At 69.9% G+C, this 23410-nt stretch carries 13 protein-coding genes; 7 read left to right on the top strand and 6 right to left on the bottom strand.

Annotation, left to right across the window (positions count from 1 at the left end):
* Window position 1 precedes the first annotated feature (1 nt).
* Window positions 2-4351 (bottom strand): non-ribosomal peptide synthetase, encoded by a 4350-nt coding sequence (locus BLR99_RS06785; RefSeq protein ID WP_074686940.1) that lies wholly within the window; start codon window positions 4349-4351, stop codon window positions 2-4.
* A gap of 393 nt (window positions 4352-4744) precedes the next feature.
* On the bottom strand, window positions 4745-7501 hold the full coding sequence (gene glnE / locus BLR99_RS06780; RefSeq protein WP_011797658.1) for a bifunctional [glutamate--ammonia ligase]-adenylyl-L-tyrosine phosphorylase/[glutamate--ammonia-ligase] adenylyltransferase: 2757 nt from the start codon (window positions 7499-7501) through the stop codon (window positions 4745-4747).
* Between the two features lie 101 nt (window positions 7502-7602).
* Here glnE and BLR99_RS06775 point away from each other — a divergent pair, with 101 nt between their 5' ends.
* From BLR99_RS06775 to BLR99_RS06760, 4 genes are all read left to right on the top strand, one after another.
* Window positions 7603-11904 (top strand): YhdP family protein, encoded by a 4302-nt coding sequence (locus BLR99_RS06775; protein WP_046060618.1) that lies wholly within the window; start codon window positions 7603-7605, stop codon window positions 11902-11904.
* Window positions 11904-12719, top strand: coding sequence for a carbon-nitrogen hydrolase family protein (locus tag BLR99_RS06770; protein WP_046060619.1), 816 nt, complete (start codon window positions 11904-11906; stop codon window positions 12717-12719). The genes BLR99_RS06775 and BLR99_RS06770 overlap by 1 nt, the downstream gene beginning before the upstream one ends.
* 67 nt (window positions 12720-12786) lie before the next feature.
* The gene (locus BLR99_RS06765; protein ID WP_170838030.1) at window positions 12787-14850 is read left to right on the top strand and encodes a two-component system sensor histidine kinase NtrB; all 2064 of its coding nucleotides are present in this window, start codon (window positions 12787-12789) and stop codon (window positions 14848-14850) included.
* On the top strand, window positions 14850-15479 hold the full coding sequence (locus BLR99_RS06760) for a response regulator transcription factor (RefSeq protein ID WP_011797654.1): 630 nt from the start codon (window positions 14850-14852) through the stop codon (window positions 15477-15479). Before BLR99_RS06765 ends, BLR99_RS06760 begins: the two co-directional genes overlap by 1 nt.
* 20 nt (window positions 15480-15499) lie before the next feature.
* On the opposite strand, the gene BLR99_RS06755 is transcribed toward BLR99_RS06760, so the two are convergent.
* Both BLR99_RS06755 and BLR99_RS23650 read right to left on the bottom strand, forming a co-directional pair.
* A complete protein-coding gene (locus BLR99_RS06755) occupies window positions 15500-16153 on the bottom strand; it encodes a YiaD family glycine zipper/OmpA-like lipoprotein (RefSeq protein ID WP_074686938.1) in 654 nt (217 codons plus the stop codon).
* Between the two features lie 137 nt (window positions 16154-16290).
* Window positions 16291-16425, bottom strand: coding sequence for a hypothetical protein (locus tag BLR99_RS23650; RefSeq protein ID WP_258868848.1), 135 nt, complete (start codon window positions 16423-16425; stop codon window positions 16291-16293).
* Between BLR99_RS23650 and mltA the strand changes: the two genes are divergently transcribed.
* The 3 genes from mltA to BLR99_RS06740 all read left to right on the top strand — a co-directional run bounded on the left by mltA (window position 16424) and on the right by BLR99_RS06740 (window position 20056).
* Entirely contained in the window at window positions 16424-17596 is a 1173-nt protein-coding gene (gene mltA / locus BLR99_RS06750; RefSeq protein WP_228193935.1) for a murein transglycosylase A, read from the top strand. The genes BLR99_RS23650 and mltA overlap by 2 nt on opposite strands.
* Before the next feature lie 188 nt (window positions 17597-17784).
* A complete protein-coding gene (locus BLR99_RS22475) occupies window positions 17785-18711 on the top strand; it encodes a hypothetical protein (protein ID WP_138919922.1) in 927 nt (308 codons plus the stop codon).
* A 97-nt stretch (window positions 18712-18808) separates the two neighbouring features.
* Window positions 18809-20056, top strand: coding sequence for a hypothetical protein (locus BLR99_RS06740; RefSeq protein WP_046060621.1), 1248 nt, complete (start codon window positions 18809-18811; stop codon window positions 20054-20056).
* A gap of 42 nt (window positions 20057-20098) precedes the next feature.
* Here the strand turns inward: BLR99_RS06740 and BLR99_RS06735 are convergent, their stop codons facing one another.
* Window positions 20099-21229, bottom strand: coding sequence for a hypothetical protein (locus BLR99_RS06735; RefSeq protein WP_199240271.1), 1131 nt, complete (start codon window positions 21227-21229; stop codon window positions 20099-20101).
* Between the two features lie 389 nt (window positions 21230-21618).
* A complete protein-coding gene (locus BLR99_RS06730; RefSeq protein ID WP_046060728.1) occupies window positions 21619-23343 on the bottom strand; it encodes an MFS transporter in 1725 nt (574 codons plus the stop codon).
* Window positions 23344-23410 lie beyond the last annotated feature (67 nt).

Below are 23410 nucleotides of genomic sequence, written 5' to 3'. Positions count from 1 at the left end.
GTCAGCCCAGGGCCACGGCGGGTTGCGCACCGGGGGCTCCGGCCGCGTCGCCGATGCCGAGGTTCTCGAAGTAGCGCCGCAGCAGATCACGGTCCGCCGAGCGGATCGGCGCCCCGGCGGCTTCCAGCCGTTCCTGGGTGGCCGCGGCGCAGACGATCGCTGGCACCGCGTTGTGCAGGTCGTAGCCGTCCAGGATCGTCAGGAGCGCCGCCAGGTCCAGGTCCTGGGTGATCGCGAGACGCTGTTGCGCATGGTGCAGCCAGTTGCCGAGATCCGTGGGTTGCAGCGGCCTGCCGATCTGCTGGAACACGTCGCCCATGTCGTTGACATGCATGGGATCGGAACCGAGCAGGTGGAAGACTTCGCCCCACGAGTCCTGCCGGAGCGAGAGCCGCACGATGGCCCGCGCCACCTCGTCCACGGGCGTCAGGTTGATGGGAAGGTCCAGCTGGGGCGACATCCCCAGTTCCGCATACAGCCGGGCCACGCGCCAGAACATGTCGGTGTCGTTGCAGGCGGCCTGCGCCTTGTCTCCCGTGACGGCGCCCAGGCGGTAGATCGCCACCGGCAGGCCCCGCGCCTGGGCGGCCCGTGCCAGGTGGTCGGCCACCCACTTGCTCTTCGCGTAGCCGCTTCCCAGTCCGTCGGGTGTGGACAGGGCGGAGCGCTCGGTCACCACGGGTGTTTCGGGGTTCATGCCGATCACGGCCAGCGTGGAGACGTAGTGCAGCGCCTTCGGCCGGCCCTGGGCCGTCCATTCCAGCAGCGTGACGACGCTGTCCACGTTGGACGGCTTGAGGGTCTCGTAGGGATGAAGGTAGTCCACCTGTGCGGCGCAGTGGTAGATGGCGTCGCATTCGGCCACGCGCCGGATGGCGTCGTCGGTCATGCCGAGCCGCTCCGCTGCGAGATCGCCGGTGGCGATTTCGACGCGCGAGGCATCCCACGCCCTGCCGAGGCGGCGCTCCGCCAGCACCTGCTGCAGGCGTTGCAGGCCCGCGCGCTCGTCGGGTGCGCGCACATGGCAGATGATGGTGGCGGACGTTTCACGCAACAGCGTGGCGAGCAGGTAACTGCCGACGAAGCCGCTCGCGCCAGTCAGGAAGACCCGCTGGGGGCGGGCGGGTGGCGCGGGCAGGTCCGGCTTGCGGATGTGCTCGGGCAGCGCGATCTGGGCCCTCAGGTCGGTGGCGGGACGCATGCCGCCGTTGCTGTCGAACCAGAGCGCGAGCTCCGCGATGGTGTGCCGGCTGTAGAGTTCGGCCGGCGGGAAATCCGGGTGCATGTACTCGCGGATCTTCATGCCGAGCTGGATGGCCATGAGCGAATGCCCGCCAAGGTCGAAGAAGTTGTCGTGGATTCCGACCTTCTCCACATGGAGTGCGCTGGCCCACAACTCTGCCAGGGTCTTCTCGGCGGCCGTGCGCGGAGCGGCGTAGTCCAGGCCTGGAACGCAGGTGTCGGGAGCGGGAAGCGCCCTGCGATCGAGCTTGCCGCTCGGCCCCAGCGGCAGTTCCGCCAGGACGACGAAGGCGGAAGGCACCATGTACTCGGGCACGCGTTGCGCCACATGGGCCCTCAGGGAGAAGTCGTCCAGCCGGTCGCCGGCAACGGGCACGCAGTACGCCACCAGCACCTTGCTTCCGCCGGCGTCCTCCCGGACCACCACCGCCGCCTGTTGCACGCCGGGATGGCGCATCAGCGCCGATTCGATTTCGCCCGGCTCGATGCGCAGGCCCCGTATCTTCACCTGGTGGTCGGAGCGCCCGAGGAATTCGAGCGTGCCGTCGTCGCACCACCGCGCGAGGTCTCCGGTGCGGTACATGCGGCTGCCCGCCGGCCCGTATGGATCCGCGATGAAGCGCTCCGCGGTGAGCGCGGGACGGTTCAGGTAGCCCAGCGCCAGGCCGTCGCCCGCGATATACAGCTCGCCGGTGGCGCCCACCGGCAAGGGTTGCAGGCCCGGGTCCAGCACGTACATCCGGGTGTTCCAGATGGGGCGTCCGATCGGGATGCGCGCCAGGCCGGCACATGCCTCGTGCGTGCAGGCCCATGCGGTGACGTCCACCGCCGCCTCGGTGGGGCCGTAGAGGTTGTGCAGTGCGCACCACCCCAGCATGCCGTGGAACCGCGCAGCCAGGGGCGCAGACAGTGCCTCGCCGCTGCAGACCACCCGGCGCAGCGTATGGCACGCGGCCGCTGCAGGCTCCTGCAGGAACAACTCGAGCATCGAGGGCACGAAGTGGACGGTGGTGACTGCTTCCCGCGCGATGAGGTCCGCCAGGTACGGTGGATCGCGGTGCCCGCCGGGCCGGGCGATCACGAGCGTTGCGCCCGCGAGCAGCGGCCAGAAGAACTCCCATACCGAGACGTCGAAGCTCGAAGGTGTCTTCTGCAGCACGCGGTCGCTGGATTCCAGCCCGTACTCCGCCTGCATCCAGCGCAGCCGGTTGACGATGGCGGAGTGGGGCACCACGACGCCCTTGGGCCTGCCCGTGGATCCCGACGTGTAGATGACATAGGCCGGGTGCGATGGGTGCAGGGTCGCGGACGCCAGGGCGCCGGCAGGCGCTGGCGGCTGGATGCCGGCCTGCGGCTCCGCGGCATCGACGATGAAGCGCGCAATGCCGCCATCGAAGCGCCCGGAGAGTTCCTCCGTGGTCATGAGGCACACGGGCTGCGCGTCGTCCAGCATGAAGGCGAGCCGGTCGGCGGGAAAGTCCGGGTCGATCGGCAGGTACGCCGCCCCGCTTCTCAGGACCGCGACGAGGGCCGCCACCAGCTCCAGCGACCGTGGGATCGCCAGCGCGACGATGCGTTCCGGGCCTGCGCCCATGGCCGCCAGGCGGTGGGCCCAATCCAGGGCCTTGCGGTCGAGTTCGCCCCGGGTCATGGAGCGGCCTTCGAAGCGCAGCGCGACCGCGCCGGGATCGCGCGACAGGCCGGCATCCAGCAATTCGGCGAGGTGGGCCGCGGGCTCCGCGCGGACCGTGCCGCTGCATCTGGACAGGAAGGCCTCGCGTTCATCTGCGGAGATGACCTCCACGCAGCCGATGGCCTGCGCGGGACGATCCGCCAGGGCGTCGAGCACGCCGAGCAGCCGGGCCTGGTGCGCCGCCAGTTCGGGCGCGGTGTAGAGATCGGCATGGGCGTCGAAATCGATCCGCAGGTCCTGGCCGTTACCGCGTTCATACATGAAGATGCCGAGGTCGCGGAGGGAGCCGTTGGTGAGATTGCGGATCTCGGTGTGACAGTCGCCGAAGCGCAGTGCGTAGTCGAAAGGCTCCACGTTGACCACGGTGGTGAAGAGTTCGTGGTCCTTCGCCTGCAGTTCCAGATCGGTGCGCAGCCGCTCGTAACGGTAGGCCTGGTGGCGCAGGATCTTGCGCATCTGCTGGCTGACCTCGCGCAGCAGGGCCGTGAAGGGCATTTCGGGCCGCATGGACAGGCGCAGGGGCACCGCGTTGGCGACCATGCCCGGTACGCGCCGCATGCGGTCGTTGTAGCGCGCCGTCACGGGAACGCCGATCACCAGGTCGGAAACCCCTGTCATCCGGTACAGATAGGTGGCCGTCGCCGCGATCAGGATCTGCGGCAGCGTGCCGCCGTGCAGTGCGGCCGTATCGCGCAGCGCGGCGACGCGCGCCGCCGGCCAGTGTGCCGTGTGCCGCAGCAGTCCGCCGATGTTGTTGCTGCGCCGTTCGGCGAGGGTCAGCGGCTCGGGGCGGTCACGCATCCGCTCCATCCAGTATTCGCGGTCTTTCAGGGCACGCGCGGAGTCGCGATAGGCCTGGTCCTCCTCGATCAGGACGGACAGCGGTTTCAGTTCCGAATCCGCGGGCGCAGCCGTGCCGTTCACCAGCGCCGTGTACAGGTCTGCCGCCCGGCGCGCGAGAACGACGGCGGCGAAGCCGTCGAAGGCGTAGTGGTGTCCGCGCTGATACCAGATGTGGTGGTCCGGAGCGATGCGGAGCACCGCGCTGGACCACATGGGCTCCCGCTCGACGTCCATGCGGCGGGAGGATTCGTCGGCCATCCATTGCTCGGCCGAGGCCCGGGGATCGCCGTCGCCGCTGAAATCGAGCATCGAGATGCTGCCCGAGAACTCTGCTTCGAGCCACTGCCGCGGGCCCTGGGGCGTGTCCGCGACACGCAGGCGGATGGAATCGGCTTCTGCGCACAGGGTGCGCAAGGCCTGCAGCAGCAACCGGGGCTCGAAGCTCCCGTAGATCTCGATGGCCTCCGCGAGATTGAAGTTGGCCTCGGGCGACGCGAAGCGTGTACCGAACCACATGCCCATCTGGGCCGCGGTCAATGGAAGGGTCTGGACGGGGAAATGGCTGGCGCGCATGGTTGCTCCGTTCGGCTCGTTGACAACGATGGAATGGGAGACGGACCGGCAGACCGCCGCGGGCATGGGCCCGCGATGGTGGTCCGTTGGTACAGCCGCGCACGACGCGCCAGGGGATGCACCCCCCAGGCGTCGGATGACCGTGTCAGGCGCGATGGCCCTCCCTCTTTGCTGTGGCCCCTTCAGAGGCTCTTCGCAGGTATGAGTCCGCGTCTCCTGCGGTTATCGGCGCAATGTTGTAATTTTCTGTCGCTTGTAGGTATCGTTGACAAAAAACTGTCGAGCATCAATGTCCCAACATTTATGGCTGGGATAAGGGAAGCCCCCTGCTTTGCCTGAGGAAGGATGCGAAAAGCAGCGGGAATGGCGACGGCCTTTCGCCGCCGCAGGGCATCACGATGCCGCCGTGCCGCCGAAAACCGCGCGCCACAGCGCCATCACCGCCTCGCGTTCGGTATGGAGCGACGAGGGTGCCACGCGCGTGGGCTCTTCGTTGAGCCGCGCGCGGTGCTGCACCTGGCGCAGCGTCCGGTAGGCCGAGGCCGCGGCGGCACCGACGCCGGCCGGCAGCAGGCCGGCGGCTTCCGCGCGCTGCAGCAGGGCGATGTTGCCGACGTTGTCGCACAGGCCCGGGTGCTCGCCCGCATGCGCCAGCACGAGGTACTGCACGGCGAATTCCGCATCCACCATGCCGCCCACGCTGTGCTTCACGTCGAACTGTCCCGTGGGCACCGGGTGTGCCTCGCGCACGCGCTCGCGCATGGCGACGATCTCCGCGTGCAGGCCGGCGGCATCGCGCGGGGCCGTGATGACGGCCGTGCGCACGGCGTCGAAGCGGTCGCGCAGCGCATCGCTGCCGAGCACGAAGCGTGCGCGCGTCATGGCCTGGTGTTCCCAGGTCCAGGCGGTGTTGCTGCCGCGGCGCTGCTGGTAGTTGGCATACGCCTCGAAGCTGGTGACCAGCAGGCCCGAGCTGCCGTTGGGCCGCAGGGCGGTGTCGATCTCGTAGAGGTCGCCTTCGCCGGTCTTCACCGTGAGCCAGTTGATGAGCTTGCGCGCGAAGGCGGCATAGATCTCGGGCGCGCGGTCGTCGTCGTCGTCGAACACGAAGACGATGTCCAGGTCGCTGCCGTAGCCCAGTTCCTTGCCGCCGAGCTTGCCGTAGCCGATGATGCCGAACTGCGGCACGTCGCGGTGCCGGTTGCGCAGCCGGTCCCAGCACCAGGCGGCGGTCACGCGCAGCACGCAGTCGGCCAGGGCCGACAGGTCGTCGGCCACCTGTTCGACGGTGATGCGCCGCTCCACGTCGCGCGCGAGGGTGCGGAAGGTCTCCGCATGCTGGGCGCGGCGCAGCAGATTGAGCAATGCCTCGTCGTCGTCCTCGCCGGTGGAGCGCAGCGATCCGATGCGCAGCTCCATTTCGTGCTCGAAATCCGCCGGGACGAAGCGCTCGGACAGCAGCGCGTCCCCGGCCAGTTCGTCGATCACGCCGGGGTGCTGCAGCATGTAGCGGGCCGGCCACTGGGCGGCACCCAGGAGGTGCATCAGGTGCTCGTGCACCGACGGGCGTTCCAGCAGCAGCGCGAGATAGCTCTCGCGGCGCAGCAGCGGCTCCAGCCAGGCCACGAGCCGCACCGCGGCGTCTTCGTTCACCCGGCCTTCGGCCAGCCAGCGCGCCGTGCGCTGCACCAGCCGCAGCAGCCGTGCGCGGGCTTCGTCGCGCAGCGCGGCCACGCGCGGATGGTCGCGCCATTCGGCCACGCGTTCGCGCACCTTCGGGGGCAGTTGCTCCAGCAGCGTGTCGAACTCGGGCACCGGTGCCGATTGCGCGCGTGGCCCGCCGCAGCCGCCTGCGCTGCACTGGCGCTTGCCGGGGCCGCCCAGCAGCGTGTCGAACTCCTGCGCCACCAGTTCGCGGTGCGCGTCGAGCTGGCGCAGGAAAGCGCAGCAGCCGAGCCCCAGCGTGCTGGCGATCCAGGCGAGGTCGTCGTCGCGCGTGGGCAGCACGTGGGTCTGCTGGTCGTCCAGGTACTGGATGCGGTGCTCCACGCGGCGCAGGAAGGTATAGGCCTCGGCCAGCGCATCGGCCGTCTCCTGGGGCATGAGGCCGGCGCGCGCGAGGCGCTGCAGGGCTTCCAGCGTGGGGCGGCAGCGCAACTCCGGGAACTGCCCGCCGCGCACCACCTGCAGCAGCTGCACTGTGAATTCGATCTCGCGGATGCCCCCGCGCGAGAGCTTGACGTCGTTGGCCCGCTCGGGATGGCCCGCGCTGCGCTTCGCGGCATGGTCGCGGATCTGCCGGTGCAGCGAGCGCAGCGAATCGAACACGCTGTAGTCGAGGTAGCGGCGGAAGACGAAAGGCAGCACCACCGCGCGCAGCCCCTGCACGGCCGGATGGCCCAGGCCGTCGCGTGGCGCGACGATGCGGCTCTTGAGCCAGGCGAAGCGCTCCCATTCGCGGCCCTGCACCTGCAGGTATTCCTCCAGGGCGGCGAGCGAGACGGCGGGCGGGCCCGAGTTGCCGTTGGGGCGCAGGGCCAGGTCCATGCGGAAGACGAAGCCGTGCTCGGTGGTCTCTCCCACCAGGGCGTGGATGGCCTTCACGGCCCGCCCGAAGTATTCCTGGTGGGAGATGCGGCCGCGGCCGCCGTCCACCCCGGCGGTCTCGCCTTCGTGCTCATAGACGTAGATCACGTCGATGTCGCTGGACACGTTCAGTTCGCGCGCGCCCAGCTTGCCCATGCCGACGATCCAGAGCGCCACCGGGCCGCCGTCCGGGCCCTGCGGCGGGCCATGGCGGGCATCGAGGTCCTGACGGGCCTGGCGCAGGGCTTCGTCCAGCGCGAGTTCCGCGAGTTCGGTCGTGGCCCGGGTGATGTCGGACAGTGGCGCGCCTTCCTCGCAGTCCAGCCGGATCAGCCGTTCCATGACCAGCTGCCGCAGCACGCGCAGGGCGGCGCCCGTGTCGTGCCCGCGCGCGCGCAGGGCCTGCAGGGCCCCGGCCATGGTCTGGCGGGTGGGCGCGCCCGGCGGCAGCAGCGCGGTTTCGCCGGCATAGCGGCGCTGCAGCCGCTGGTGGAATCGGGAATGGGCGGCCCCGGCGGCATGCTCCGCGGAGGCGACGCCGGGTTCAGCGAACGGCGTGGACATATGGCAAGGAAGAGGCACTGAAACTGTACATACCGACACCCTTTGGGGCTGAACCCGCACAGCGGGCGCGGGTCATAATTCCTGCCACATCCAAGCCCACCATGATTGAGACGACACCGCACCCCTCCCGCCTGCTCCGATGCATGGCGGGCCTTGCGCGGTGGTCACTGGGACTGCTGATCGCCTTCTGGCTGCTGGTCGCCGTGGCCTGGGGGGTGCTCCACGGCTGGATTGTGCCGCGAATCGGGGAGTGGCGCCCCGCGCTGGAAGCCCAGGCCACGAAAGCCTTGGGGGTACCCGTGCGCATCGGGGCGCTGTCGGCGCGCTCCGAGGGCCTGGTTCCGGCCGTGGAGCTGACCGACGTGGCCCTGCTCGACCCGCAGGGCCGCGAAGCCCTGCGCCTGCCGCGGGTGGTGGCGGCGCTCTCGCCGCGATCTGCGCTGCGCCTGGGGTTCGAACAGCTGTACATCGAGCGGCCCGAACTGGATGTGCGCCGCGAAGCCGACGGCCAGCTGGTGGTGGGCGGCATCCGGTTGCATGGCGGGGCGGGCTCCGGCGACGACGGCGCGGCCGCCGACTGGGTGTTCTCGCAGGGCGAGGTGGCGCTGCGCGGCGGCACGGTGCGCTGGACGGACGCGATGCGCGGAGCGCCTCCGCTGGAGCTGTCCGATGTGGACATCGTGCTGCGCAACCGGGGCTGGCGGCATGCCATGCGCCTGGACGCCACGCCGCCTGCGTCCTGGGGCGACCGGTTCACGCTGATGGGCCGCTTCCGGCAGCCGCTGCTCACCACCCATGGCGGCGCCTGGAGGCAATGGAGCGGTCTGCTGTTCGCGCAGTTCGGACGGGTGGACGTCTCCCGCCTGCGCCAGCATGTGGACATCGAGGGTATCGACGTGGCGCGGGGCCGGGGCGCCCTGCGCGCCTGGCTGGACGTGCGGCGCGGCGAGGTGGCGGGCGGCACTGCGGACGTGGCGCTGGCCGACGTGGAGGCCACGCTGGGAAAGGGTCTGGAGCCCCTCGCGCTGGCTTCGGTCGCAGGGCGCGTGGGCGGTCGCTGGCTGGAAGGTGGCTTCGAGGCGTCCACCGAGGGCCTGCAGTTCCTGACCCGCGACGGCCTGCGCTGGCCTGGAGGAAACGTGTCCGTCCGGCAGGCCGGCAGGGACCCCCGCGCGCCCGAGCGCGAGCAGGGCGAACTGCGCGCCGACCGGCTCGACCTGGCGGCACTGGCCCAGATCGCCAGCCGCCTGCCACTGGGCGGCGCGCTGCACGGGGCGCTCGACCGGTTCGGTCCGCGGGGCGTCGTGGAGGAAATCCAGGCGAGCTGGCGCGGTCCCCTGGATGCCCCCCGGCAGTACCAGGCCCGGGGCCGGGTCGCGGGCCTGGCTCTGGCCGACGGCGCGGCGGTGAAGACCTCCGGCATGCCGGGCGTGCGGGGCGCCGCGGTGGATTTCGAGCTCACCCAGGCGGGCGGCAAGGCGTCCGTCGTGATCGAGGACGGGGCCCTGGTGCTGCCGGAAGTCTTCGAGGAGCCCGTGGTGCCCGTGGCGCGGCTGTCCGCCAGCGTGCGCTGGCAGGTGGAGGGCGAACGCATCGCGCTGCAGGTGCCGGACCTGCAGTTCTCGAACACCGATGCCCAGGGCGAAGCCCGCGTGGCCTGGACCACCGGCGATCCGAACCGGTCCTCCAGCCGCTCGCGCTTCCCGGGCATGCTGGACCTGAGCGGCGAGTTGCGCCGCGCCGACGGCACGCGCGTGCACCGGTACCTGCCGCTGACCATTCCCGCCGAAACCCGGCACTACGTGCGCGATGCGGTGACGGCCGGCACGGCGTCCAGCGTGCAGTTCCGCGTCAAGGGCGATCTGCACGACATCCCGTTCAACCATCCCGGCCAGGGCGAGTTCCACATCGCCGCCAAGTTGCGGGACGTGACCTATGCGTATGTGCCGCCGGGCCTGCAGCATGCGGGTGATCCGGTCTGGCCGGCGCTCACGCAGCTGACAGGCGAACTGGTGTTCGACCGCTCCAGCATGGCGGTGCGCGGGGCGACAGGCAGCTTCGCGGGGACGCCGCGGTTGCGCGTGGACCGGGTGGAGGCGCGCATTCCCGATCTCTCCCACAGCGTGGTGGGCGTGCAGGCCCAGGCGCAGGGGCCCCTGGCCGACATGCTGGCCTTCATGGCGGCGTCACCGCTCTCGCGCCTCACCTCGCATGCCCTGGACCAGGCCACAGGCACCGGAAACGCCGGCCTGCAGTTGTCCCTGAGCCTGCCGATCAGCCATATCGACCAGTCGAAGGTGCAGGGCAGCCTGGCGTTCGCGGGCAACGATGTGCGCATCACCCCGGATGTACCCGTCATCACCCGCACGCGGGGCGCGGTGCAGTTCAGCGACACCGGTTTCACCCTGGCGAACGTGCAGGGAAGGGCGCTGGGCGGCGACCTGAGGCTCGAAGGTGGCATGCGGCCCGCGGCATCCGGGGCGAATGCGCTGGAGTCCTCGGTGCAGGTGCGGGGGCAGGGCGTGGCCACGGCCGAAGGCCTGCGCGAGGCGGTGCAGTGGCCCGGGCTGCCCGAGCTGGCCCGCCATGCCACGGGCAGCACCGCATACGCGCTGACCCTGGGCGTGCGCCGCGGCCTGCCCGAGGTGCTGGTGACGACCAATCTGCAGGGCATGGCCCTGGACCTGCCCGCACCCCTGGGCAAGGCCGCCGATGCGGTCCGCCCGGTGCGTTACGAGTCGCAGCTCGCCCGGGAGTCGGCCGTGCCCGCGGAAGCCGGCGCCGAGCCTCCGGTCCGCGAGCAGATGACGGTGGACATCGGCGGCATCGGTTCCGCGAGCTACGTGCTGGACCATTCCGGGCCGGTGCCCCGCGTCCTGCGCGGCGCCATCGGCATCGGCCTCGCGCCGGGCGAGGCCGCCGTCATGCCGGAACAGGGAGTGTCGGCGAACGTGCATACCGACCACCTGGACCTGGACGCCTGGCAGGATGTGCTGGGCCGGCAGGCGGCCGTCCCGGCGCCGGCGCCGGCACCGGCCTCCGCGCCGGTGGTCCGCGCGTCCGCCGCCGCGGGTGCCGCCGGGGGGGGCAGCGCGCGCATGCCCGGGGGCGGTGCCCAGGAATTCCTGCCCACCGTGCTGGCCGCGCGCGCCAGGACCCTGGTCCTGCAGGGGCGCACGCTGCATGACGTCGTCGCAGGCGGTTCCCGCGAGGGCGCCACCTGGCGGGCCAACCTGGATGCCCGGGAACTCAGCGGCTACGTGGAATACCGCCCGGACGGCGAGGGCGACGAGTCCGGCGGCCGCGTGTTCGCCCGCCTGTCCCGGCTCTCCGTGCCCCAGGGCGATGCCCAGCAGGTCGAGGAGTCTCTGCTGGACAGCCGCCCCGAAAGCACCACGATGCCCGCGCTGGACATCATCGTGCAGGATTTCGAGCTGCGTGGCCGGAAGCTCGGGCGCATCGAGGTGGAGGCGCAGAACCGCGGCGGCGCTGGGGCTCCGCGGGAGTGGCGCCTGTCCAAGCTCAACCTCACGGTGCCGGAGGCCACCTTCACCTCCAGCGGCAACTGGGTGCTGCTGGGCGGCGGGGCCACGGCCCCACGGCGCCGCACTTCCATGGATTTCCGGCTCGACATCCGCGACTCCGGCCAGTTGCTGGCCCGCTTCGGCATGGAGGGCGTGTTGCGACGCGGCAAGGGGCGGATGGAGGGGCAGGTCGCCTGGATGGGGGCGCCCCTCAATCCCGATTACCGCTCCATGGCCGGACAGATCAACGTGAATGTGGAATCGGGCCAGTTCCTCAAGGCCGACCCCGGCCTGGCCAAGCTGCTGGGGGTGCTGAGCCTGCAGTCGCTGCCCCGGCGCCTGACGCTCGACTTCCGCGACGTGTTCAGCGAAGGCTTCGCGTTCGATTTCGTACGGGGCGACGTGCGCATCGAGCAGGGCGTGGCCATCACCAACAACCTGCAGATGAAGGGCGTGAACGCCGCGGTGCTCATGGAGGGCAGCGCCGACCTGGACCATGAAACCCAGAACCTCCATGTCGTGGTGGTGCCCGAGATCAACGCCATGACGGCGTCGCTCGTGGCGACGGCCATCAACCCCGTGGTGGGGCTCGGGAGCTTCCTGGCCCAGGTGTTCCTGCGGGGGCCGCTCATCCAGGCGGCGACGCAGGAGTTCCGCATCGACGGCACCTGGACCGACCCGCGCATCGTGCGCGTGCCGCGGCGCCGCGCGGGGGCGGAACCGCCCGCCGCCGCTGCGCGGGATGCCGCATCCCCGGAAGAGGCTGCCGCCCCGGCGCCGGCCTCCGCCCCGGCGTCGGCGCCGGCCTCCGCGCCGGCCTCCGCCGTTTCCCCGCGCAAGGCGCCCGCATCCCCGGGCACAGAGGAGAAAGAGCCATGATGAACGCCGCCGCACTGCAGATGGTTTCCGGCCTGCAGGTCCAGGACAACCTCCGGCAGGCCCGCCGCCTGCTGGAGGATGCCGCTGCCCGGGGCGTCGAGCTGGCGGCCCTGCCCGAATACTTCTGCGCCATGGGCGCGCGCGACACCGACAAGCTGGCATTGCGCGAGACCTTCGGCGAAGGGGCGATCCAGGATTTCCTCGCGCAGGCGGCGAGGGAGCTGGGGCTGTGGATCGTCGGCGGCACGCTGCCCCTGCGCTGCGGCAGCGAGCAGCACGTGCGCAACACCACCCTCGTGTTCTCGCCCGCGGGCGAGTGCGTGGCGCGTTACGACAAGATCCACCTGTTCCGCTTCGACAACGGCCGCGAGCGCTTCGACGAGGCCGCCGTCATCGAGGCCGGCGGCACCCCCGCGCGCTTCACCATGGCGGCCCGTGACGGCTCCACGTGGCGCGTGGGCCTGTCGGTGTGCTACGACCTGCGCTTTCCCGAGCTCTACCGCGCCCATGCCCGTGCCGGCGCGGACGTGCTGCTGGTGCCCAGCGCCTTCACCCACACCACGGGCCAGGCCCACTGGGAAGTGCTGCTGCGCGCCCGCGCGGTGGAGAACCTCGCCTACGTGGTCGCGCCGGCGCAGGGAGGCACGCACGAGAACGGCCGCCGCACCTGGGGCCACAGCATGGTGGTGGATCCGTGGGGGCAGGTGCTGGCGCAGCAGGCCGAGGGGCCCGCCGTGGTGGCCGCTCCGCTCGACGAAAGCCGCCTGCGGCAGGTGCGAGCCCAACTGCCTGCACTGGACCATCGGGTCCTGTGAGCCCGCCGTGAACGCTGCTCCACCGTCTGCCGCCGGCACGGGCGCCTCTGCGTCGCCGGCCGGCCGGCTGGCTCGCTGGCCCTGGCGGCGCTGGCACATCGCCTGGCGGCGCTGGTCGCTCTGGACCGCGCTCGTGCTGCTCGTGGCCGGCATGCTGGTCACGCAGGTGTGGCTGGCGGGGCGCTACGAGGCCTCCGAAGTGCAGAACCGCCTCGACCGCGATGCCGCCGATGCCGTGGCCGACATCCGCACGGGTTTCACCCACAACCTGCAGAACCTCCAGGCGCTGCAGGCGGGCGACCCCGACATCGCCAGCTGGGAGACGCGCGCCGCCCAGCTCCTGGGCGGCCGCCGCGAACTGGTGCGCGTGGAATGGCGGGATGCCGCGCTGCGCGTGCGCGCGCATGCCGAGACACCTTACCGGCCCGTGCAGTGGGATGCGGAAACCCGCAGCGGCACGCACTCCAACACCGCCCTGGCCTGCGGCAATGCGCGGCGCGTGGGCGGACCTTCGTATTCAGGCAGCTACTACCAGCCCCTGGGCGAGGGGCGGGGCGCCGAGATGATGGAGCTGTGCATCCCGCTGACGCACGAGGGGGTCAATACCGGTTATCTCGTTGCCACGTACTCGCTGCAGAACGTGCTGGTGGAAATGGTGGTGCCGGGTCTCAAGCGCGGCCAGGAGGTATCGTTCACCGAGGCCGACGGCACGCGGCTCGCCATGGTGGGGGCCAACCGGCGGGGCACGCGCCTGTTCAGCACGCAGCAGCTTTTCGACCTGCCCGGCACGGCCCTCGTGCTGCGCATGGACAGCTGGCACAGCGCGCCCAGCGTGTTCCCCAACGTGCTCACGGCGGTGGTCACGGCCATGTCCATCGCGCTGGTCACCGTGCTCGTGGTGCTGGTGCGCGACAACCGCCGGCGCCTGCGTGCCGAGCGCGACCTGGGCGATGCGCTCGCCTTCCGCAAGGCCATGGAGGATTCGCTGGTCACCGGACTGCGCGCCCGCGACCTGGAAGGACGTATCACCTACGTGAACCCCGCCTTCTGCGAAATGGTGGGATTCTCCGCGCAGGAACTGCTGGGCCAGGCCGACCGGCTGCCCTACTGGCCGCCGGAGTTCGCCGACGAATACCTGCGGCGGCAGCGCGTCCGCCTCTCGGGACAGCTCCCACCGCCGCGCGAAGGCTATGAGTCCACGTTCATGCGCAAGGACGGCACGCGCTTTCCGGTGCTGATCTTCGAGGCGCCGCTGATCAATGCGCAGGGCCTGCACACGGGCTGGATGAGCGCCTTCCTGGACGTGAGCGAGCAGCGCCGCATCGAAGAACTCTCGCGGGCCTCCCAGGAGCGCCTGCAGGCCACCGCGCGGCTGGCCACCGTGGGCGAGATGGCATCGCTGCTGAGCCATGAGCTGAACCAGCCGCTCGCGGCCATCGCCAGCTACGCCTCCGGGTCGATCAACCTGCTGGAATCGGCGGAAGCCGCGCCGGCTGGCCACGGTCCGGCGTCGTTCCTGCCGGACGTGCGGGTGGGCCTGCAGCGCATCGCGCAGCAGGCCGAGCGTGCCGGACGCGTGATCAAGAGCGTGCATGACTTCGTGCGCCGCCGCGACCAGACGCGCGAGCCCGTCGCCGCGGAAGACCTGCTGGATGCCGTGCTGCCGCTGATCCGCCTGCAGGCGCACAAGCTGCGCGTGCAGATCCGCATCAGCGTGGAGCCGCAACTGCCCCGCGTGCTCTGCGACCGCACCATGGTCGAGCAGGTGCTGCTCAATCTCGCGCGCAACTCCATGCAGGCCATGGACGAGCCGGGCACGCCGCACCGCCTGCTGGAGCTGAGGGTGCGGCGCGCGGCTTCCAACGCGCAGAACGCATGGCTGGAGTTCCAGGTGATCGATGCCGGCCCCGGCATTCCGGACGACGTGGGCGCCAAGCTGTTCACGCCGTTCTTCACCACCCGCGCGGAAGGCATGGGCCTCGGGCTGAGCCTGTGCCGCACAGTGGTCGAGCAGCACGGCGGCTTCCTGGGCCACGCGCCGCACGCGCCGCGTGGTACGGTATTCACTTTCACCCTGCCGGCCTGCGCTGCGGCGGGTGCCGAATCCGACACCGAACCCCGAAACGCCTGATGGAACCCGTCTCCAACGCCACCGTGTACATCGTGGACGACGACGCCGGCGTGCGCGAAGCGCTCGCATGGCTGCTGCGATCGCGCCGCGTGCCCAGCGAATCGTTCGACAGCGCGGAGGCCTTCGAGGCCATACTGGGTGACAGGCCCCTGCTGCGCCAGCCGTGCTGCCTGCTGCTGGACGTGCGCATGCCCGGCATGAGCGGACTGGCGCTGTTCGACCGGCTGGCCGAGCGCGGGCTGATCGGCGCCATGCCGGTGATCTTCCTCACCGGCCATGCCGACGTGCCCACGGCGGTGGCCACGGTGAAGCGCGGCGCCTTCGATTTCTGCGAAAAGCCTTTTTCCGACAACCTGCTGGTGGACCGCATCGAGCAGGCCCTCGCGCAATCCGCGCGGCACCTGGAAGAGGCGCACCAGCGCAACGACCTGCGCCACCGGATGGCCGAGCTCACGGAGCGCGAGAGCGACGTGATGCGCCTGGTGGTGGAGGGCCTGCCCAACAAGCTGATCGCCGATCAGCTGGACATCAGCGTGCGCACGGTGGAAGTCCACCGCGCACGTGTTTTCGACAAGATGCAGGTCAAATCGGCCGTGGAGCTGGCCAACCTGCTGCGCTCGGCCGGCTGACCGAGCGGCAGGCAAGGTTGTCAGCCCTGGCGCGGGCGCTCGTCCACGTAGATCTCCACGCGGCGGTTCCGCGCGCGGCCTTCTGCCGTATCGTTGGTGGCCACGGGCTCGCGTGCGCCCCGGCCTTCCACCTGGACGCGCGCTCCGTTCACGCCGCGGGCTGTGAGATAGTTGCGCGTGCTGGTGGCCCGGTCGAGCGACAGCGGGTTGTTGATCGCATCGTTGCCGGTGGAATCGGTGTAGCCGACGATGCGCACCTCGGCATTGGGATTGTTGCGCAGCCCTTCGGCGAACCGGTCCAGCACCGGGGCGAAGTTGGGCTGGATGTCTGAGCGATTGGTCGCGAACGAGATGTCGCTGGGAATATCGAGCTTGAGCTGGTTGTCCTGCGTCTGGGTGACCACCACGCCGGTGCCCTGCGTCACCTGCTGCATTTCCTGCTTCTGGCGCTCCATGTGCTGGGACCAGATGTAGGTACCCAGGGCACCCACCCCGGCGCCGATCAGCGCGCCGGTGCCGGCATTGCCGCCCGTCACGGCTCCCAGGACGGCACCGCCGGCGGCGCCCACGCCCGCGCCGGTGGCGGTGCGGCGCTGGGTATCGGTCATGTTGGCGCAGCCACTGGCGAGCAGTACGGCGGCGGTGGCGGCGATGAGTGTGCGGGAAGTACGCATGGAAGTTCTCTCCTGTTGTCGTGCGGTGGGACGCCCTGGCCGGCCTTGCACGGCCTGGCTGGCGCCTGGGGGAATTCTTCGCGTCCCCGAACCCATCCGTGACCCGGCGAAGGCCGCCAGCCCATGCAGGTCCCGTCCTACTTGCCATCCTCCGGCGGCTGGCTGTCGGGCGGGGGCAGTTCGCCCTTTCGCCGGCCGGCGAACATCGTCCACCACACGATGGCGACGAGCACGACCAGCGCCAGCAATGCTTCAAGCAAAATCAGCCCCATGAATCTCCGTCTCCTGCGCCTGGTGACAACGGCGCTGATTGTAGGAACGCTGGCTGCCTGCTCCACGCCGCCGCCCGTTCTGCCGCCGGCCACCACGCCTTCCGGCCCCCTCATCACCCTGCCTCCGGGTCCTGGCGTACTGCTACCGCCGGAGCCGGGCGGCCCGCTGCCCCCTCCGATGGCGCAGCCCAAGAGCCGCTGGATTCCGGTGCACTGGTCCGAGTTGCCCGGGTTCTCCACCGACGCGCTCTACGAGGCCTGGAACGCCTGGCTGCGCAGCTGCGAGCGCCCGCTGCCGGCCTTCGCGCCGCTGTGCCCGGAGATCCGCCGCCTCTCCATCGCCACGCCGGAGGAACAGCGCGAATGGATGGTGTCGCGCCTGCAACCCTACCGCATCGAATCGCTGGACGGCAATCCGGACGGCATGCTCACCAGCTATTACGAGCCCTACCTCGACGCCAGCCGCACGCCGGGCAACGGGTTCACCGTGCCGCTGTACGGCCTGCCGGCGGGTTACGGCCAGCGCAAGCCCTGGTACACGCGCCAGCAGATCGACACCCTGCCCGAGGCCCAGGCCGCCCTGGCGGGCCGTGCCATCGCCTGGGTGCGCGACCCGGTCGAGGCGCTGGTGGTGCACATCCAGGGCTCGGGCCGGCTGCGCATCCAGGAGCCCGACGGCTCCGTGCGCCTCGTGCGCGTGGCCTTCGCGGGCACCAACGACCAGCCCTACCAGAGCGTGGGCCGCTGGCTGCTCGACCAGGGACTGGTGCGCGACGCGACCTGGCCCGGCATCCGCGCATGGACGCTGCAGAACCCGCAGCGCGTGCCGGAGATGCTCTGGGCCAATCCGCGCTACGTGTTCTTCCGCGAGGAGCCGCTGCCGCCGCTGGACGCCGCCTTCGGCCCCCGTGGTGCGCAGGGCGTGCCGCTCACCCCGGGCCGATCCATCGCCGTGGACCGGCAGAGCATTCCCTACGGCACCCCCGTCTGGCTGGCCTCTGCCGGCCCCACCGCGCAGCTGCAGCGCCTGGTGCTGGCGCAGGACACCGGTTCGGCCATCCTGGGTGCCGTGCGGGCCGACTATTTTGCCGGCTGGGGGCAGGAGGCGGGCGACCTGGCGGGGCGGCTCAAGCAGGGGCTGCGGCTGTGGGCGCTTTGGCCGAGACCATAACTTGGTTTTTTCTTGGTGATCTATGCTGACGGATATGAGGAGCAGTGGGCTGTCCTGAATCCTACATTCTCGGCAGTCACGCCAGGACATCCCATGCCTGGTACGTTGAAGCCGGGCAAGGATGCAGGCCAGGCAGGGGCGGTACAAAGTCACTCCGTATGCGGTTGAGAAGCTACAAGGCATTGGGAATGCTGTTCGCTGCCGTGCTGGTGGTCGTGCTTATCGTCCACCTGGCCTTCAAGAGCAGAGGTGGAGTATCGGAAACAAAGACGGCGCAAACCATCGTCGTGGCGCCTGTTCCGGAAACCAGGGTGCAGGCTCCTGCTCACACAGCACCGAGCCCAGGAGGGTCCGCGACAGAGACGGGGGAGAAGCGGCAGGCAGGATGGACGATTCTGTTGCGGCAGGCAAGGGACTACAGGGTTCTATTCCATCAAATGGTCGGCAGCCCTAGGGATGGAAATGGCTTGTATGCGCTAACAATTCTTTTGCGGTGCGCATCCGTGCGGGACGAGCCTGCTCCGACCAACTGGATCCCTCAATCTGCAGAGCAACAGAAAGCCAAGATCCTGCGCGAGGAGCGTTGTGCGTCATTCATCCACCAGGAACTGTCGGGTGATGCCATGTTGGCCCTGACCCGGGATCCGAGGATCGCCAATGACACATATCGGCGCCTGGGCAACGAGTGGGCGAGCGTTTCAAGCGATCCACAGGCGCGCATGCCTGTGCTGGAGCGGGTTCTCCGCACCGGCGATCCGCTGCTGATGGAAAACTTGGCCGGATCGCTCTTCCATGCCCCCGATGGTGCCCCGGTCGTGTTTTCTGGAAAAACCTACGCCGATGCGGCCGATCAACGTGTGCTGGCCATTGCCTGGGTGGCGGCTACCTGCGGGGCCGTGCCGGGTTGCGATGGCCCGGGGGATGATTATCTGGTCAATGCGTGCGCTGCCCGGAATTTGTGCGTTGATTCTCGGCGGGTACTGTTCGCATCGGACGCGCAAGATCGTTTCGGAGACCGGGGGGCTGCGCTGTATGCCGAGGTATATCCGCAAATGGTGGAGGCCATCCGCCAGCGCGATGCTGGCGTATTTGCGTTCCATCGGAAGGCTTCCTGAGTAAGTGCAGCATGGACAGCCGCAGGTTCCGTTGCCTCATCCGTCCATGCATATCGTGTAGTCTGCCCCTTCCACAACTAACAGGGAAGGAGAACCGATGACACCGATCCGCACAGCGATCCTCCACATGGCCGCGCTGCTCGCCTGCAGCGCAGCCTGGGCCCAGGACCCGTCCAGCGCCGCAGTCGCCACGGGGCCTGAGCTCCGGCCGGACACAACCGGGCGTTTCATCCCCTTCGCCGCCCCCCTGGGCGAAGCGTCCCGGCCGCCGAAACTGCAGTTCGAAGTGCACACCCCGCCCGGCACTCCCCGACCCGCTGCCCGGAGCTTCGCCGTCACGATGGACACGGGCTCCACCGGGGTGGTGATCTCCGCGGCCGATCTTCCCGGCTATTCCGACGATGAAGCGGGCCCCGCGGGCTGGGAATTCCTGTCGAGCAGCAAGCGGCTGTGGGTGGGGCGATGGGTCGTGCGCGACCTCGTGTTCCGCGCCGCGGAGGGGGAGGTCGTGGCGCGCGTGCCCGTCCTGGCGGTCCAGAAGGAAATGATCTGCCCCTGCTGGGACGAGAAAGCCAACCAGCCGGTCTGCGAGCAGCCCACGAAGACCACGCTCCGCCCCAAGGGGATCGTGTACATGGGCGTGGGGTTCGGGCGCGAGCACGACGGCCAGCCGCAGGGCACGCCGGACAAGAATCCGCTGCTCAACCTCGTCGCCATCGACGGCCGGCCCGTGCGCGAAGGCGAAGTGCATGCCGGCTACATCGTGACGAAATCCGGCGTGCACGCCGGGCTCACGCCGGCCAACGCCGCGGGCTTCGGGGCCACCAGGCTGCAGCCGGGCAGCCTGCTGGCCAACGGACAGCCGGCATCCAGCGATCCGCGCGACTGGCAGCAGGCGCCCATGGCCGTGTCCGTGGCCGGCCGGGCGCCCGAGGCAGGATCGGTGCTCGTGGACACCGGCATCGCGCAGATGTACCTCACGGTGGCCGACCCCGCGTCGCTGCCGACGCAGCAGATCCCCAACCCCAGCCGCCCGGGCCACGTCAGCAACGGCCTGAAGGAGGGCACGCCGGTGCAGGTGCTGTTCCCGGATGCGCAGGCGCCAGTAGCCCGGTATGCGTTCAATGCGGGCGGGGCCGGCGCGCCCCGCGCCGTGCTCGTCAACCGGCCGCCGTCCGGCTCTGCCAGCTCGGCCTGCGCGGCCGGCAGCACCGTGGCCCGGGGCGCTCCTGCGCCGTTCGGGCGCCCCGCCTTCGTGAACACCGGCATGAACCTGCTGCAGCAGTACGACGTGCTGTTCGATGCCGAAGGGGGCTGGTTCGGCCTGCGGCCTGCAGGGCGCTGAGCGAGTCGGGGCATCGCGCGCGTGCGCCTGCTTCGGCGGGCGTCATGCACCCGATGGCTGATAGGGGCCGGTCGAGAGTGCTGTCCGCTGCATGTCGAACCTGAGCGGGCCGTCGATCAACCGGCGACCGGAGTCGTCACGCACGTCATAGCGGACATTGGGATTGCCGCTGAAGGGGGCATCCCATTGGTCCCCCGTATATTTCAGATTACTCGTGATGGCGCTGTCGGCGTCTCGGTTTTTTTCAGCACGGAACCGCTCTTTTATGGACGAATACTGGTTCCTTTGGATATTCTGCCGCCTCAACGCCTCCCCGATGTCCAGGGGCGGCAGAATGGTGCCGGCAGTTTTGGTGTGCTGGAGCTGTCCTGCGCGCAGCACCGTCCGATGCATGGGGAGTGCATCCTGGACCAGCGTGGGTGAGGCAAAGGGTGCCCATGGATCCACCACGATGTCGTGTGCCGGCTTCTGTCCCCGGATCACCACGAACACGTGGTCTTTCCCGTCCGCCATATCGATCCTGCAGTCCCTGAGCGCAGGATTCTGCGAGAGCAATTGGTACGTCAGGGCGGCCTGCGCATCGCAATAACCACCTTGTGACTGGATCGCGGCAAAGGCCCGCGCCTGTGGGCTTCCCGCCAGCGCATATGAGAGGGAGGAGCGAAGCACGCTTTCACCTCCGGTTGCGGCAATGTCCTTGACCTGGTTGCCTGCCCCGTAGGGAAGAAGTGCCTTGACCAGGTCGATGGCCTCGCGTGCCGCTGCCAGATGGGCGGCGACCGTGGGGGTGATCACCCGCAAGTGCGGTTTGGTGTCCGGCATTTGCGTCTTGATGCTGGGATGCGTGGTGGCGAGCGCGTTGATCCGATCCAGGTGGCGCGACGACAGGTCGATGAACTGGTCAGGCCGCAGGAGCCCGGGAATCAACTCCTGGGCCGGGGCCAGGACCGTATTCCTCCCGGATGTGTCCGTTACGCCATGCATGCGGAACGGGTGCGCTCCCTGTTGCACTGGCAGGGCGATATCCGGCGACCGGGGCAAGGTGACTGCATTTTCGAACAGGCTTACCCTGGCGGCTTTTGCGTAAGGGACGTTGCCTTCGAGCCATGCCCCGGGATCCGGGGTTTTGCTGGACGATCCTCCCGCTACCCATCCCCGCATCATGCCGAGCATGGAGGGGTGCGACGGCGAGGGCGGGTGCGCAGGCAAAGCGCTGGTCCGGGGACGAACGCCGACATCGGCACTCCGGTGCCGCGGGCTGGCTCCTGCCAGGGCATGCGATGGACTTGCGCTGGACGTCGCATTTTGGCGCGAGCCGCTGGAGGTGGCTTCTTCGTTGGCGCTCGTGCGCCGGGTCCGGCTCAGGTGTAGAAAGCCGCTCAATTTTTTCATGTCACTGTTTTCCGCGAAAATCATCCGCCGTGCGGCGAAATTCAATGATCGAGGCGCAAGATAGTGCGGTTGGCCAATGTGCCTACCTGCGGTGCGAAAGAGTTCGGAAAGGCACGAACCCGGGCTCGATTTCCCCGCGACGCGCCTTGCGGGACTTGGGGCGGCGAGTCTCAGCGCTCCAGCTCGACCAGGTAGCGCGTCACCACCGGAGGCGCATCGGCCACGTGGAATGCCAGCTTGCGGTCGCGCAGCGCCACATCCGAGGCGGTGACGCGATCGAAGCGCCGCAGGTGTTCCGTCCAGGACTCGTCCACGATGCGCTCCACGTAGCGGCTCGGGTCGGCGATGTCGTGCTGCAACTGCCAGTCGAGCGCGCCCTGGCGCAGGCGGCTGCGGCGGCTCTCCCGCATCGTCGCGCGGAATTCCGCGGCCCGGGCCGGGTCGATCACGTATTCGATGGTCACCACCACGTGCCCTTGCTCGGGCGTCGTCGGGGCGGTCGGCACCTTGAAGGCCCGTGAAGGGCTGAGATCCTCCTCCATCGAGCGATCCGCCACGGTGCGCTGCACCAGGGCCATGGCCGCGGTGCCGGTGAGCGCGGCGAGCGCCAGGCTCACGTGCACGCTGGTCACCGACGCCACCTGCCCCCAGAAGGCCGCGCCGGCCGCCGTGGCGCCCATGATCGCCATCTGGTAGATCGACATGCCGCGGGCGCGCACCCAATTCGGCAGCGCCAGCTGCGCCGACACGCTCAACGAATTCGCGGTGGTGATCCAGGCCATGCCGCCCACCACCATCGCCGGCACGGCCACATAGACGTTCGGCGCGATCGCGACCACCGAGGTGGCGAGCGCCTGCAGCAGCGCCCCGCGGCCCACCAGCGTGTCGCGCGGCATGGCCTGGCGCAGCCGCGGCAGGAACATCGCCGCCGCGATGGCGCCCGCCCCCATCGATGCCAGCAGCAGCGTGAAGGTGCCCGCGCCGCCGCCCTCCAGGTCGCGCGCCACCAGCGGCAGCAGCGCGAGCAGGGCGGTGGCGTGCAGGAAGAAGATCGAGATGCGCCAGAGCACGGCGCGCATGCGCGGCGATTCGCGCACGAACTGCACGCCCACGCGCATCGCGCTGCCGAGCCGCTCGCGGCCCAGCGGATTGGGCACGTGCGTGCGCTTCCAGCGCATGATCGTGAAGCCTGCGATCACCGACAGCACCGCATTGAGCACGAACACCCAGGCACTGCCCGCGCTCGCGATGATCGCGCCGGCCAGCAGCGGGCCGACGATGCGCGAGGCATTCATGGCCACGCCGTTGAGCGCGAGTGCCGCGGGCAGCTGCGCGCGGCTGACCAGTTCCGGCACGATGGCCGCGAACACCGGCCACCGCATCGCCAGGCCGATGCCGTTGGCGAAGGTCAGGCCCAGCAGCAGCGGCGCCGTCATTCCGCCCGCGAGGATCGCCAGGCACAGCACCATCGCCACCGCGGCCACCCAGAACTGCGTGGCGATGAAATACCGCCGTCGGTCCAGGATGTCCGCCAGCGCGCCACTGGGCAGCCCCAGCAGGAACACCGGCAGCGTCGAGGCCGTCTGCACCAGCGCCACCAGCACGGGCGAGGTGGTGAGCGTCGTCATCAGCCACGCGGCCGCGACGTCGTTCATCCACATGCAGGTATTCGCCGCGAGCCAGGTGAGCCACAGCATGCGGAACACCGGTACCCCGAGCGGGGCCAGGGGAGAGAGCTCGGCACGCCGTGCGGCGTCCTGGCCGAGCTGCGCGGCCGCTGCGGCCTCGGCGGCCGCAGCCGACTGCGCGGCAGGCGTGGCGGCCGGATCTTCGATCAGGCGGCCGGGGGGCAAAGATGTGGAGGGGGAACTGTCGTGGGGTGGCTGGGGCGGCATGTCCCTCCGATTCTGCGGGAGCGCGCGCTGATGCGCCATGGGCAACGCGCTCTTTCTGCCTTGGTTC

It is taken from the genome of Paracidovorax citrulli (genome assembly GCF_900100305.1).
Classification (GTDB): domain Bacteria; phylum Pseudomonadota; class Gammaproteobacteria; order Burkholderiales; family Burkholderiaceae_C; genus Paracidovorax; species Paracidovorax citrulli.
Note: the sequence above shows the minus strand (reverse complement) of the source record. Positions and strands in the feature narration are given on the sequence as shown.

Coding starts and splice junctions, on each gene's coding strand:
- BLR99_RS06755 (WP_074686938.1), bottom strand. CDS start 16,153: ATGCGTACTTCCCGCACACTCATCGCCGCCACCGCCGCCGTACTGCTC.
- BLR99_RS06735 (WP_199240271.1), bottom strand. CDS start 21,229: ATGCTCGGCATGATGCGGGGATGGGTAGCGGGAGGATCGTCCAGCAAA.
- BLR99_RS22475 (WP_138919922.1), top strand. CDS start 17,785: ATGCTGTTCGCTGCCGTGCTGGTGGTCGTGCTTATCGTCCACCTGGCC.
- glnE (WP_011797658.1), bottom strand. CDS start 7,501: ATGTCCACGCCGTTCGCTGAACCCGGCGTCGCCTCCGCGGAGCATGCC.
- BLR99_RS06785 (WP_074686940.1), bottom strand. CDS start 4,351: ATGCGCGCCAGCCATTTCCCCGTCCAGACCCTTCCATTGACCGCGGCC.
- mltA (WP_228193935.1), top strand. CDS start 16,424: ATGAATCTCCGTCTCCTGCGCCTGGTGACAACGGCGCTGATTGTAGGA.
- BLR99_RS23650 (WP_258868848.1), bottom strand. CDS start 16,425: ATGGGGCTGATTTTGCTTGAAGCATTGCTGGCGCTGGTCGTGCTCGTC.
- BLR99_RS06740 (WP_046060621.1), top strand. CDS start 18,809: ATGACACCGATCCGCACAGCGATCCTCCACATGGCCGCGCTGCTCGCC.
- BLR99_RS06730 (WP_046060728.1), bottom strand. CDS start 23,343: ATGCCGCCCCAGCCACCCCACGACAGTTCCCCCTCCACATCTTTGCCC.
- BLR99_RS06760 (WP_011797654.1), top strand. CDS start 14,850: ATGGAACCCGTCTCCAACGCCACCGTGTACATCGTGGACGACGACGCC.
- BLR99_RS06770 (WP_046060619.1), top strand. CDS start 11,904: ATGAACGCCGCCGCACTGCAGATGGTTTCCGGCCTGCAGGTCCAGGAC.
- BLR99_RS06775 (WP_046060618.1), top strand. CDS start 7,603: ATGATTGAGACGACACCGCACCCCTCCCGCCTGCTCCGATGCATGGCG.